9 protein-coding genes are annotated in these 12,385 nt (G+C 46.7%); 1 reads left to right on the top strand and 8 read right to left on the bottom strand.

Features of this window, described 5'->3' with window-relative positions:
- Positions 1 to 64 precede the first annotated feature (64 nt).
- The 5 genes from IDJ77_RS13525 to IDJ77_RS13505 all read right to left on the bottom strand — a co-directional run bounded on the left by IDJ77_RS13525 (position 65) and on the right by IDJ77_RS13505 (position 6,937).
- Complete coding sequence (locus IDJ77_RS13525; RefSeq protein WP_191189495.1) at positions 65 to 994, bottom strand: hypothetical protein; 930 nt, start codon at positions 992 to 994, stop codon at positions 65 to 67.
- 110 nt (positions 995 to 1,104) lie between these two features.
- Positions 1,105 to 2,289 carry a M20 metallopeptidase family protein gene (locus IDJ77_RS13520; protein WP_191189494.1) on the bottom strand — a complete coding sequence of 395 codons (1,185 nt, stop codon included), beginning with the start codon at positions 2,287 to 2,289 and terminating at the stop codon, positions 1,105 to 1,107.
- The gene (locus IDJ77_RS13515) at positions 2,282 to 2,758 is read right to left on the bottom strand and encodes an SPOR domain-containing protein (RefSeq protein ID WP_191189493.1); all 477 of its coding nucleotides are present in this window, start codon (positions 2,756 to 2,758) and stop codon (positions 2,282 to 2,284) included. Before IDJ77_RS13515 ends, IDJ77_RS13520 begins: the two co-directional genes overlap by 8 nt.
- Positions 2,759 to 2,910: 152 nt before the next feature.
- Positions 2,911 to 6,219: a preprotein translocase subunit SecA gene (gene secA, locus IDJ77_RS13510; RefSeq protein WP_191189492.1), complete on the bottom strand. Its 3,309-nt coding sequence runs from the start codon at positions 6,217 to 6,219 to the stop codon at positions 2,911 to 2,913.
- 223 nt (positions 6,220 to 6,442) lie between these two features.
- Positions 6,443 to 6,937 (bottom strand): DUF4365 domain-containing protein, encoded by a 495-nt coding sequence (locus tag IDJ77_RS13505; RefSeq protein ID WP_191189491.1) that lies wholly within the window; start codon positions 6,935 to 6,937, stop codon positions 6,443 to 6,445.
- A gap of 108 nt (positions 6,938 to 7,045) precedes the next feature.
- On the opposite strand from IDJ77_RS13505, the gene purD reads away from it, so the two are divergent.
- A complete protein-coding gene (gene purD, locus IDJ77_RS13500; RefSeq protein ID WP_191189490.1) occupies positions 7,046 to 8,320 on the top strand; it encodes a phosphoribosylamine--glycine ligase in 1,275 nt (424 codons plus the stop codon).
- Positions 8,321 to 8,406: 86 nt separating this feature from the next.
- On the opposite strand, the gene IDJ77_RS13495 is transcribed toward purD, so the two are convergent.
- From IDJ77_RS13495 to IDJ77_RS13485, 3 genes are all read right to left on the bottom strand, one after another.
- A complete protein-coding gene (locus IDJ77_RS13495) occupies positions 8,407 to 9,543 on the bottom strand; it encodes a TlpA disulfide reductase family protein (protein ID WP_191189489.1) in 1,137 nt (378 codons plus the stop codon).
- 256 nt (positions 9,544 to 9,799) lie between these two features.
- Entirely contained in the window at positions 9,800 to 10,975 is a 1,176-nt protein-coding gene (locus IDJ77_RS13490; protein ID WP_191189488.1) for a TlpA disulfide reductase family protein, read from the bottom strand.
- A 51-nt stretch (positions 10,976 to 11,026) separates the two neighbouring features.
- Positions 11,027 to 12,208, bottom strand: a complete 1,182-nt coding sequence (locus IDJ77_RS13485) for a formimidoylglutamase (protein ID WP_191189487.1) — start codon at positions 12,206 to 12,208, stop codon at positions 11,027 to 11,029.
- Positions 12,209 to 12,385 lie beyond the last annotated feature (177 nt).

The raw sequence follows: 12,385 nt of genomic DNA, 5'->3' as shown, positions 1-12,385 counted from the left end.
CGTGTGGGAATTTTGCTTTCCCCTTTTATACAAACCAATGCAAGTTAGCATATTAAACTTAAGCCTACTCCTTCTTATAATCCTTATGCACAATCAAAAAACTGGCTCGTTCTTCTTTGTGGAGAGGGATGTCCCAGTTGCCCTGGTAGGTGATTTTGGTGGGGAGCAGTTCGCCGTCGAATTTATTGAGTTCAATGTTCATCTGCACATCAAAATCGAAGAACATGTTACTGTATTTCATATCAATGTAGCGCCCTAAGATCTGGAACGTACGTTCATCAAAAATGGTGGTCATCTCCTGTATCATCACATCATCTACGCTGCTGCTTGGCTTGCGGATCACTTTAAAGCGGTACACCGGGATGGTATCGAGGTACTTACCCCTTGCAAATTCATAACGGTAAAACTGCCGCAGGTCGGGGCCAAATATTTCTGTCTTGCTGCTGATGAACGGGATGCCGCTCACCTTTCGGCCGGGTGTGAATATCAATGTTTTCAGCTTAGCCTTGTAACCTTCATTTTTGGTTTTAGCTTCGCCGGATGCTGGCGGGCCGGCTACAAAATCGGAATTGTAGGCATTCATAAAAATGTAATCGAACATCTCTACGGTATACAGCTGGTACTTGCCGTTCTTCTTTAACACGTTGCCGCTATCCGCTTTAGCAAGGTATTGCAGCTTATGGTCACCGGCTACATTGCTGTGCAGTATCTTCCGGTAGATCTTTCCCTCTATCTTGTTCTTTTTATTATAGGTAAAAACGCGGTTCTCGGCGGTAAAGGCATAGGCTTTCATATTACGGAAAGCGAGGTAAAAACTGGTATCCTGCATCACCGCATCAATAAAATCCTGCGCACGCAAACGGTGCGACCGGATATTCACCGGGGAATCGATAACGATAGTACGGAGCGTATCGGGATTAAACCTGTCGATCTGCTGGGCTTTTAAGCCGAAAGCGGAAAGAATAAAGCAGAAAGCGAGGAGAAATTTTTTCATTAGATATTCTTACACCATGTCATTGCGAGCGCAGCGCGGCAACCGCACGCTATACAGAGCGGCCTGCAAAGTTCGCGATTGCCGCGCTGCGCTCGCAATGACAAGTTTTTTTAATTCCCCAATTGTTTAACAGCCAAATAGGCCATCAAACCGGTGCTTATTTTAAAGGCGTCCTCTTCCACATCAAAGGTTGGAGTATGTACGGATGAGGTGATGCCGCGGGCCTCGTTACGGGTACCTAAACGGTAAAAGCAGCTGTCTGCTGCCTGCGAGTAATAGGCGAAATCTTCTGCAGCCATCCAGATATCCAGGTCGAGCACGTTCTCTTTCCCTAAATAATCTTCGGCATGGCCGCGGGTTGCGGCGGTAAGCACTTCCTCATTGATGAGGAAAGGGTAACCGCGCATAATATTGAATTCGCAGCTGCCGCCCATCGCTTCAGCAATGCCTTCGGCCATTTTCTTGATCTTGATATGTGCTTCGCTGCGCCATTTTTCATCCATGGTGCGGAAGGTACCTTCCAGGTAAACCTCGTTGGGGATAACGTTGGTAGCGCCATTAGCGATCACCTTGCCAAAAGATAGTACCGACGGACTCTTAGGATCGGCAGAACGGCTTACAATAGTTTGCAGGGCCGTTAATATATGAGCGGTAATAATCACCGGGTCAACATTTTGCTGCGGCTGGGCACCATGGCCGCCTTTGCCCCTAACCGTAACGTACAGTTCATCCGTAGAGGCCATATATTTACCTGCGCGGAAACCTACCTTACCAGCATCTATCAGCGGCATTACGTGCTGGCCCAATACGGCCTGCGGTTTTGGATTTTCCAGCACACCTTCTTTGATCATCAGGCTGGCACCGCCCGGCAGCTTTTCTTCTGCAGGTTGAAAGATCAGCTTTATCGTTCCGCCGAACTCGCTTTTTAATTGCGTTAATATTTTGGCGGTACCCAATAACGATGACGTATGCGCATCGTGTCCGCAGGCGTGCATTACGCCCGGGTTTTGCGATTTGTAGGGCACATCGTTAGCTTCCAGTATCGGCAGGGCATCCATATCGGCACGCAGGGCAACCACTCTATCAGATGGCTTATCGCCTTTTATCAGCGCCACCAAACCGGTATCGGCCATTTTATGGTATTCCAGTCCCAGTTCTTCCAGTTTATTGGCAACAAACACAGAGGTTTCCACCTCGTGAAAAGACAGTTCGGGGTGCGAGTGCAGGTGGCGACGGTTGGCCACCACATCGTTAAAAATATCTGCTGATAGCTGCTGGATCTTTTCCTTAATCATTATTGGTAACGGTTTTAGGGGGATTGATTCTTTCTGAAACGATAAACATTGCCGAGAACGTGGATTGCAGCTGCGCTTTCATTTTCTCCGCCTCCAGGCGCGACCGGAAGTCGCCCGCCTTTACTTTAAAGTTGGGTTCGTGGTAACTGATATAAGTACGCATTTCGGGGAATTCGCGGTTGAACCTGGCCTGTGCCGTATAGGCAGCGTTGCGGTTGGAGCCGCTATAGATCTGCAGCCGGTAACCATAGTTAGACACGTACCCGCTACCACCGCCTGACGACGAACCGCCACCCCTGTTAAGCAAAGCGCGCTTGGCCAGCAGGGTATCAAACAATGGGTCGCGCACTACTACAACTTTGCCTTTGCTTTGTGCCGAGGCGGCTGCCGACAAAAGTATCAGCATAAAAAAAGAGCAAAATTTGATGAGGCTTAACTTAGCTTTACTATCAAATATTGCTCTTTTCATTTATCGATGTTTTTAAACCGTCATTGCGAGGCACAAAGCAATCTCCCTATAACATAGCGTTTATGCACAGTTCAGAGATTGCTTCGTTCCTCGCAATGACGCGTTAGGTTTTGCTTCTTAAGCCCTCTCTTTGGAGAGGGTTTGGGTGAGGCCTAATTCTGCCCTACGCCGTGGCAGTTTTTAAACTTTTTGCCACTTCCGCATGGGCATGGGTCGTTCCTGCCTATTTTTTGCTCCACCTTTACAGGGGTAGCTTTTTGTATCTCGCGGGTATCTTCAAACGGCATCCCGTTGTTTTCGCCAACAAGTTCCGGTTTGGAAGTACGCATTTTCTTCAGGTCGAGCTTGGGCTCAGGTTTTGCTTCGCGAACCTGCTCCGGCTCCTGCTGCACGGCAATACCACCACGGAACAGGAAGCTCACCAGCTCTTTGTTCACGTTTGATAACATCTGGCGGAACAGGTTAAAAGCCTCAAACTTATAAACCAACAATGGGTCTTTTTGTTCGTAAACGGCGTTTTGCACCGATTGTTTTAGCTCGTCCATTTCGCGCAGGTGCTCTTTCCAGGCATCATCTATCAGGTAAAGGGTTACGTTTTTCTCGAAAGATTTAAACACCTCGGCACCTTTATTCTCAACCGCCTTTTTCAATGGTACAGCAACCTGTAAGCCATGTACGCCATCGGTAAATGGCACTACAATATTCTCTACATACTGGCCGCGGGTATCAAACACATCTTTTAGTACCGGGTAAGCCTGCTGGGCCACCTGTTCAGATTTGCGTTTGTAAAACTCTATCACCTCGTTAAAGGTTTTATCAACCAATGCATTCAGCGACGTGCCGGTGAATTGCTCTTTGTCGGTGTCCGGATCAACAGAGAACAAGCGGATGATCTCCAGCTGGAAACCATCAAAGTTGTTGGCCTCTTTGTATTCGGTAACCACATCTTCAATTACATCAAAAATGGTGTTGTTCAAATCAACCTCAAGGCGCTCGCCAAACAAAGCGTTCTTACGTTTTGCGTAGATAACGGTACGCTGCGAGTTCATCACATCATCATACTCCAGCAAACGCTTACGGATGCCAAAGTTGTTCTCTTCAACTTTCTTCTGCGCACGCTCGATAGATTTGGAGATCATCGAGTGCTGGATCACTTCGCCCTCTTCGATACCCATGCGTACCATCAGGTTGGAGATTCGCTCGGAACCGAATAAACGCATCAGGTTATCTTCCAGCGACACAAAGAATTGAGAAGAACCCGGGTCGCCCTGACGACCTGCACGACCACGCAACTGCCTGTCAACACGGCGTGATTCGTGGCGCTCGGTACCTACAATGGCCAAACCGCCAGATGCCTGTACACCTGCACCCAATTTTATATCCGTACCACGGCCTGCCATGTTGGTAGCGATGGTAACGGTACCAGCCTGACCAGCTTCAGCCACAATATCGGCCTCTTTCTGGTGCATTTTGGCGTTCAGTACGTTATGTTTAATGCCGCGCAGTTTCAGCATACGGCTCAATAATTCCGAGATCTCTACCGATGTGGTACCCACCAGTACCGGGCGACCGGCCTTTGTAAGTTTTTCAATCTCTTCGGCAACAGCATTATATTTTTCGCGGATAGTACGGTAAACCAAATCCTGCATATCCGAACGTGATGTCGGGGTATTGGTTGGGATCTCTACCACATCCAGCTTATAGATCTGCCAAAACTCGCCTGCTTCGGTAACGGCAGTACCCGTCATACCGCAAAGCTTGTGGTACATCCTGAAGTAGTTTTGCAGCGTAATGGTAGCAAACGTTTGGGTAGCATCTTCTACCTTCACATTTTCTTTTGCCTCTATTGCCTGGTGCAAACCATCGCTGTAACGGCGGCCATCTAAAACACGGCCGGTTTGCTCATCTACAATTTTAACCTTGCCTTCGTCCAGGATGTATTCGGTATCTTTTTCAAATAAGGTGTATGCTTTTAATAATTGGTTAACCGAGTGGATCCGCTCCGATTTAATAGAGAAATCGCGCATCAGCTCATCCTTCTTCGCAATTTTTTCCTCTGCAGCAAGGTCAGATTTCTCAATACGTGCTATCTCGGTACCTACATCAGGCATCACAAAGAAACTTGCATCCTCGCCCGAAGCGGTGATGAGTTCGATACCTTTTTCTGACAATTCTACCGAATTGTTTTTTTCGTCTATAATAAAGAACAGTTCAGAATCTACTTTCGGCATATCCTTGCCCTGATCCTGCATGTAATGATTCTCTGTTTTCAGCAATACAGATTTGTTACCACCTTCGCTCAGGAATTTTATTAAGGCTTTGCTTTTTGGCAAGGCACGGTGCGCACGGAATAAGGCTAAACCACCTTCGTCAACACCTGTCTTGCCATCGTTTATCGCTTTCTTGGCTTCGTTCAATACCGTATTCACATAAGCTTTCTGCGCGTTAACCAAACGTTCGATGCGTGGTTTCAGCTCATAAAACTCGTGCTCGTCGCCGCGTGGGATCGGGCCGGAGATAATCAGCGGTGTACGCGCATCATCAATTAATACCGAATCCACCTCATCCACCATGGCGTAATGCAGCTTACGTTGCACCAACTCTTCGGGACTACGTGTCATGTTGTCACGCAGGTAATCAAAACCGAACTCGTTATTTGTGCCAAAAGTGATATCGGCCAGGTAAGCCTTGCGGCGTTCTTCCGAATTTGGCTCGTGTTTATCAATACAATCTACCGACAGGCCGTGGAACTCGTACAAAGGACCCATCCACTCGCTATCGCGGCGTGCCAGGTAATCATTCACGGTTACAATGTGTACACCCTGCCCGGCAAGCGCGTTTAAGTAAGCAGGCAGCGTGGCTACCAGCGTTTTACCTTCACCTGTTGCCATCTCCGAGATCTTCCCCTGGTGCAAAACGATACCGCCTATCAGCTGCACATCGTAGTGTACCATGTTCCAGGTAACCGGGTTGCCGGCGGCAAGCCAGGTGCTGCTGTGGGTAGCTTTATCGCCCTTGATCACCACATTATTCTTTTTGGCCGCCAGTTCGCGGTCGAAATCGGTTGCGGTAACCTCTATGCTTGGGTTCTCAGCCAAACGTTTCGCAGTTTCTTTAACTACGGCAAACGCGGTGGGGAGAATATTGATCAGGATATCTTCCAGTTCTTTATTGCGGTCTTTCTCCAGCTTATCCAGCTGAGTATAAAGCTCTACCTTTTCACTTACTTCCATATCCAGCTCGTTTTCGGTACGGTCCTTAATGGCCTGTATTTCGCTATCGATGCCGGAAAGGCCTGTGGCGATGGTTTCTTTAAATTCTATGGTTTTAGCCCTAAGCTCGTCGTTGCTCAACCCGCCCAATTTGGCAAATTCAGCCTTTATTTTTTCAACTATAGGCTGTATGCTTTTTACATCCCGTTCTGATTTGCTTCCGAAAAGCTTACTAAAAAAGTCTAACATGTTGTTTGTATATAGTACACTGAACTCAACAATTGCGCCAGTGCAATTTCAAAGTCATTTTGACAGGCAAAGGTACGGATTTGGGCTGAAAGGAGAAAGGTAAAAGGCGAAAGGTGATAGTAGGGCTTTATGATTTAGGGTCATCACTGCCACTTTCGCCACCGCCTGGCGAAAAGCCGATGGATCCATCGTCGGATTCTTGGTGATGCAATTTGCCGTTTCTCTATTCATTCTGTAATCTCCGAACAGGCCTACCGGCTTCAATTTTTCTGTACGTGATTAAACGGACATATTCCGTTATTTCATCCCAATTAATTTGTGAAAGTTTGTTTGTTCGCGGTAAATACACAGTAAGACTTTCCTGATTTTGATTCGGTTCAGGTACATCTTTCAATAAGATATAATATGCCTCCTTTTCACTCTCGATATACTTGACCAACAACACAACTCGTAAGTTATCCCATAGATAGTTGTAGGTCGAAACATTTAAGGATTGTCTTTCGTTACCATTAAGTTCGTTGGAAGCCTGTGAGGCTTTAAGTTGTACAATAAATTCTAAACCCCGATAGCTGCCGTGCTCAGCAATTTCGATATTCATATCTTGACCGTAATCCCTGTCAATAGAATTGACGTTCCAATCCGCGGGTAAATACTGACGAAAAAATACAACTGAGGTTTCTTCGAGTGAATGGTTACCGTGCCTGATTGGATATTTCATTATTTATAATATGACAATGTAAACTTACCAAATCCCATCCAAAAATCATCTGCACATTTGAAATCCGCACACCTGCACATTTATCTCCACATTAAGTATATTCGCCCCATGAATATCCTGATCCTTGGTTCGGGCGGAAGGGAAAGCGCCTTCGCCTGGAAAATTGCCCAAAGCCCCAAATGCGAAAACCTTTTTATTGCTCCCGGCAATGCCGGTACCGGGCAATACGGCACAAATATTAACCTAAAGGTTACCGATTTTGCCGGCATCAAAGCATTTGCATTAAGCAATGCGATCGACATGGTTTTGGTTGGCCCCGAGGAACCGCTGGTAAAAGGCATCCACGATTTCTTTTTGGCGGATGATGAGCTTAAAGGCATCCCGGTTATTGGCCCCCAGGCCGAAGCGGCGCAACTGGAAGGCAGTAAGGATTTTAGCAAGGAGTTTATGCAGCGCAACAACATCCCCACCGCTGCATCAAAAACTTTCACCAAGGATACCCTGCAGGAAGGCTTTGATTACCTGGCAACCGCAGGCCTGCCGGTAGTTTTAAAGGCCGACGGATTGGCCGCAGGCAAGGGCGTTTTAATATGCCTTACCCTGGAAGAAGCCAAACTGGAACTTGCCGAAATGCTTACCGAAGCCAAATTTGGCGATGCCAGCTCCAAAGTGGTGATAGAACAATTTTTAACAGGTATCGAGCTTTCGGTTTTTGTGATGACCGACGGCACCAACTACAAAATACTGCCCGAAGCCAAAGATTACAAACGTATTGGCGAAGGCGATACCGGCTTAAACACTGGTGGTATGGGTTCGGTTTCCCCGGTTCCGTTTGCTGATGCTGAATTTATGGCGAAGGTGGAGCAAAGGGTGATTATCCCAACTGTGGAAGGACTGAAAAAAGAGGGCATTCCCTACAAAGGCTTTATTTTTATCGGCCTGATGAACACTGAGGGCGAACCCTGGGTAATTGAATACAACTGCCGCATGGGCGACCCGGAAACAGAAAGCGTTATGCCACGCATCCAGTCGGACTTTGTGGACCTGCTGGAAGGCGTAGCTCAGGGCAACCTGAACGAGAAAGAGATCATCATCTCTGATAAAGTAGCGGCCACCGTAGTTTGCGTTGCAGGCGGTTACCCGGGCGAGTACTTAAAGAATAAAGCCATCAGCGGGATAGAGAACGTTCGTGGTTCGCATGTATTCCATGCGGGCACTACCTTAAGCGGCGAAGAAGTTTTAGCCACCGGTGGCCGCGTTTTAGCGGTGACAACTTTACAGGATAACATGTTTAATGCGCTACAGCAAGCCACCGCCGATGCCGCCCGTATTTACTACGACGGCGTGTATTTTAGGAAAGATATCGGGTTTGATCTCCTATAGTTCATTAGTTCATTGGTCGCATAGTTTGATATTAATAAAGAAGCCGTATTGCAGATTTGCAATACGGCTTCTTTTATGCGATTAGACTATTGAACTAATGAACCATTGAACAGTTGTGCAAGCTTATCGTTCAAATCGTCGCCCCTGAGGTTTTTGGCGATGATCTTGCCGTTGGGGTCTATCAAAAAGTTTTGGGGGATGCCTTTTACCGCGTACATCGCAGCGGCTTTGCTGTCCCAGAATTTAAGGTCGGAGAGTTGCGTCCAGGTAAGGCCGTCTTTGTGGATGGCTTCCAGCCAGGCTTTTTTGGCGGTTGGCTTATCTAATGATACCCCTACGATGGTGAAGTTTTTGTCTTTATATTGGTTGTATGCTTTTACCACATTTGGGTTTTCGGCACGGCAGGGGCCACACCACGATGCCCAAAAATCTATCAGCACATATTTCCCGCGGAAGGATGACAGGCTCATCATTTTACCGGCAGTATCGGCTTCGGCAAACTCAGGGGCCGTTGCGCCCAGGGCAACAGCTTTTAATTTCGGCATAAGGTCGCCAAATTTTTTACCAGCCACCGACTCTTTGATTACCGGGGTAAGCGATTCGTAAAGCGGTGCAATATCTGCATAATCGGCACTGTAAGCGTACGACTGCAGCGCAGTAAGGCTGATATACGAATCGGGATGATCTTTTATAAATTGCTTATTAATTCCGTTCCACTGATTGGTAAGGGCTTTTTCTTCCTTGCGTATCCCCTTTTTAAACTCCTCGGATTTAGCAGCCTCACCTGCAGCTTTTTCTTTGGCATCCAATGCATCGTAACCATCATCAACCGGTTTTAAAGCTGCGCGGTATAGTTCGTTTTCCTGGTTGGTTTTGGGGCCATCCACTTTGGCGTGGGCCAGCAAATCGGTAGTAGTTACAGTGATTACACCCGGTTCCAGGTAAATTGAATGAGAATCTTCGGCTGCGCCCATACCCGATGCTTTAGGATTAAACCAAAGCCTGGCACTGGTTGGGGTAGCACCCGCATCGCCTTTAAACGCAAACTTACCGTCCTTTAGCGTAACCGAATCGCTTACGGTTTTGCCATCCTTACGGTATTGCAGGTAAACTTTGGCAGGCTTATTCAAGGTGCCAATGTTGCCCTGAATGGTATATTTAGTATCCTGTGCAAAAAGTATGGCAGGTATAAATGCCGCAGCACTTAAAAATAATTTCTTCATAAATTATGAGGTAGCTTTAAAACCCTAAGATGTAATTATCTAGCTTAAAATCAAAGCAGGAGCTTAAACTGTAACACAATACTGACAAAGAAGACCGAAAGTCCGAAAGACAGAAAGTCCGTAAGAAGGGTGCATAGTGCATAATTCTTGCGGACTTCTTTTTTTTGTTGCTTAGTATTTCATCTTTTGGATATCCGTCTTCGGACTTTTCCTCCGTCTTCCGGACTTTCGGCCTTCCCTGACTTCCAGACTTAAATTATATCTTCCCTAACAACTCTTGCAATTTATCATCCAGCGCGTCACCTCGCAGGTTTTTGGCTACGATCTTTCCTTGCGGGTCTATCAGGAAGTTTTGGGGGATGGAGTGCACGCCATAAAGTGTAGCGGCCATGTTGTTCCAGAATTTAAGGTCGGATACCTGGGTCCATTCCAGTCCATCGCTTTTAATAGCTGCCAGCCAGGCATCCTTAGCGGTTTCTTTATCAAGCGATACGCCTAATATGGTGAAGTTTTTGCCTTTGTATTTATGATAAGTACGTACCACGTTAGGGTTTTCCTGGCGGCAGGGGCCGCACCACGATGCCCAAAAATCTATCAATACGTACTTACCCCTAAGCGATGATAGCTGCACCGGCTTGCCGTTCACATCGTTCTGTATAAAATCGGGCGCAATGGAACCTATGGCCGTGATCTTTAAATTATCAAGCGAATATTTTAACTGCCTGCCCTGGTCGGAGTTTTTCAATTCATCCGTCAGCGAATTAAACAGCGGCTCTACCTCGGCCACATCCGGCGAGGGGCCGCTAACGCTGGTTAAAGCCAGCAGGCTAAGGTAACTATCGGGGTTGGCGGAGATAAAGGTTTTCAGCATGTTGCGCTGCTCATCCTGCAGGGCTTTGTATTTAGCCGTCATGCTGTTTTGAAATGCGGCCGATTGCTGCTGCACGGGTGTCGCTGCCTGCGCTTCTTTTGATATGGCCTGCGCTTTTGTAAAAATGGGTTTTAGCTGCGCCTTTAATTTGGCATCATCATCATTTACTTTTGAACCTGTAATTTTTGCCTGCTTAAGCGAATCGGCAGATGTTATGGTCACTACCCCCTTATCAACATAAAATCCCAGGTAATCGGTTGCTTTTGATGGCCCTGTACTTTCGTTAAAGTTTTGCGATACAAATTTATTAAACCCGATGCCTTTCGAATCGATAAACAACGTTGCGTTAAGCGGGTTGGTGATGGTACCGGTAAAAGTAAATTCGCCGTTTACAATAGCGGCCGAATCTGTAACAGTATTGGCGCCTAAACGGTAGGCCAAAAACGCCTGCGCAGGTTTATTGTACTTGCCCACCTTTGCTTTTATGGTAAAAGACTGTGCAGTTTGTGCAAATGCAAGCGCCGGCAAAAGAGCCAGCAGGCATAAAAAAAATCTTTTCATTTATAACAATAGTAAGTTTACATAACGGCAAAAAGGCTAATGAATTGCCAATCAGTTCAATTTTTGGTAGGTGCGCCACCACAGGTCGGGCATATCGCCGGAGCGGGCGGTCTTATAATCCTCGTACCGGCAGGGCACTAAATGGTAGCGCTCGTTCTTCGATCCGCCCGTTGGGTAGGGTACCTGCATCCACCAGCGGTCGCTTTTTTTGCTTTTTACAAATACCAGTTCGTGCTCTTCGTGCTTCAGGCTGGTTTTGTAAATAAGGTATTGCGATTTGGGGTTAAGCGGAAAATCTTTCTTACGGTTATAAAAGCCATCAATAAAATACCAGATCATTTGCGAGAGCAGCATAGCGGTTTGCCCGTTATTATCGTAGGCAGGGTTAAACTCATAAAACCCTATGGAGGTGAGCTTATCGCTGAAACCTGCGTAGCGGCATACCTGGCAGGCATCTTCGCCATAAAAACCGTTTGGCTTGGCATTGGCATTACCCACCGCATCTGATGAGCGGATAGCCCCCATATCAAAGCTCACCATGTTGGCGTTGCGGATAACCGGCTCGGTAACGCTGATGTTGCCCGCCAGTTCGCCCAGGCGGTGTACATCAAAGTACAGCTTATCCATCACCCGTAAACTTTCCTGACTGGCAAAATAGGTTTGATACCCCAGGTTGCTAAAATTGAACAGGTAATTGGGTTCGTGCAGGAAGATCTTATTGAGGTAGGCTATGGAATTGGTTTCGATGCTGGCGCCAAAGCCGTCATCATCCAGGTCGAAATGCGAATCAACCACCAGCACATCCACCTTTTGTTCCAGGTTTTCGTAACCCATATACTGGGCGTAAGTAAGGTCCTGCCCGCCGCCGATAATTACCGGAACGATATCCTTTTTTATCAATTCCTCTACCACGGTTTTTAGCGCGAAGTAGGTATCGGTAACTTTATCGCCGCGTTTAATATTACCAAGGTCAACTATTTTGGTGGTGTAGCCACCCTCGTTTAACTGGTATAGTTTTTCGCGCACATAATCCGGACCCAGAGCGCAGCCCGGGTTGTTTATAGCGTTACGATCTTCCAGCACACCGATGATGGCGATATCGATTTTTTGTTCCAGGTCGGGGAAGGCAACCGAATGATGATCTATCCTGTCGCCCAGCTGGCTAGTATAAAACCCATCTTTAGGCGTTATTTTCTTAAGATCGATAGGGGTGAAAAAATCGGCTAAAGACATGGGGTAATTTGAAAATGGGGTAATTTGAAGATTTGAAAATTCCGATATATGTTAGAAGTGACAAACATATTAATTTTAGTAATTTGAAAATGGTTTGATTTGAAGATTTGAAAATTAAAAATACAGCTTAGCCAAATACAGTTGCAGAAAATCGCGATTTACTCCGTCTAAAATTTA

It is taken from the genome of Mucilaginibacter pankratovii, from assembly GCF_014773265.1.
Taxonomy (GTDB): Bacteria; Bacteroidota; Bacteroidia; order Sphingobacteriales; family Sphingobacteriaceae; genus Mucilaginibacter; species Mucilaginibacter pankratovii.
This window is presented reverse-complemented; position numbering and strand designations above follow the sequence as displayed.

Bases quoted from the DNA above. Each gene is read 5' to 3' on its own strand.
- IDJ77_RS13525 (WP_191189495.1), bottom strand. From the start codon at position 994: ATGAAAAAATTTCTCCTCGCTTTCTGCTTTATTCTTTCCGCTTTCGGC.
- IDJ77_RS13520 (WP_191189494.1), bottom strand. From the start codon at position 2,289: ATGATTAAGGAAAAGATCCAGCAGCTATCAGCAGATATTTTTAACGAT.
- IDJ77_RS13515 (WP_191189493.1), bottom strand. From the start codon at position 2,758: ATGAAAAGAGCAATATTTGATAGTAAAGCTAAGTTAAGCCTCATCAAA.
- secA (WP_191189492.1), bottom strand. From the start codon at position 6,219: ATGTTAGACTTTTTTAGTAAGCTTTTCGGAAGCAAATCAGAACGGGAT.
- IDJ77_RS13505 (WP_191189491.1), bottom strand. From the start codon at position 6,937: ATGAAATATCCAATCAGGCACGGTAACCATTCACTCGAAGAAACCTCA.
- purD (WP_191189490.1), top strand. From the start codon at position 7,046: ATGAATATCCTGATCCTTGGTTCGGGCGGAAGGGAAAGCGCCTTCGCC.
- IDJ77_RS13495 (WP_191189489.1), bottom strand. From the start codon at position 9,543: ATGAAGAAATTATTTTTAAGTGCTGCGGCATTTATACCTGCCATACTT.
- IDJ77_RS13490 (WP_191189488.1), bottom strand. From the start codon at position 10,975: ATGAAAAGATTTTTTTTATGCCTGCTGGCTCTTTTGCCGGCGCTTGCA.
- IDJ77_RS13485 (WP_191189487.1), bottom strand. From the start codon at position 12,208: ATGTCTTTAGCCGATTTTTTCACCCCTATCGATCTTAAGAAAATAACG.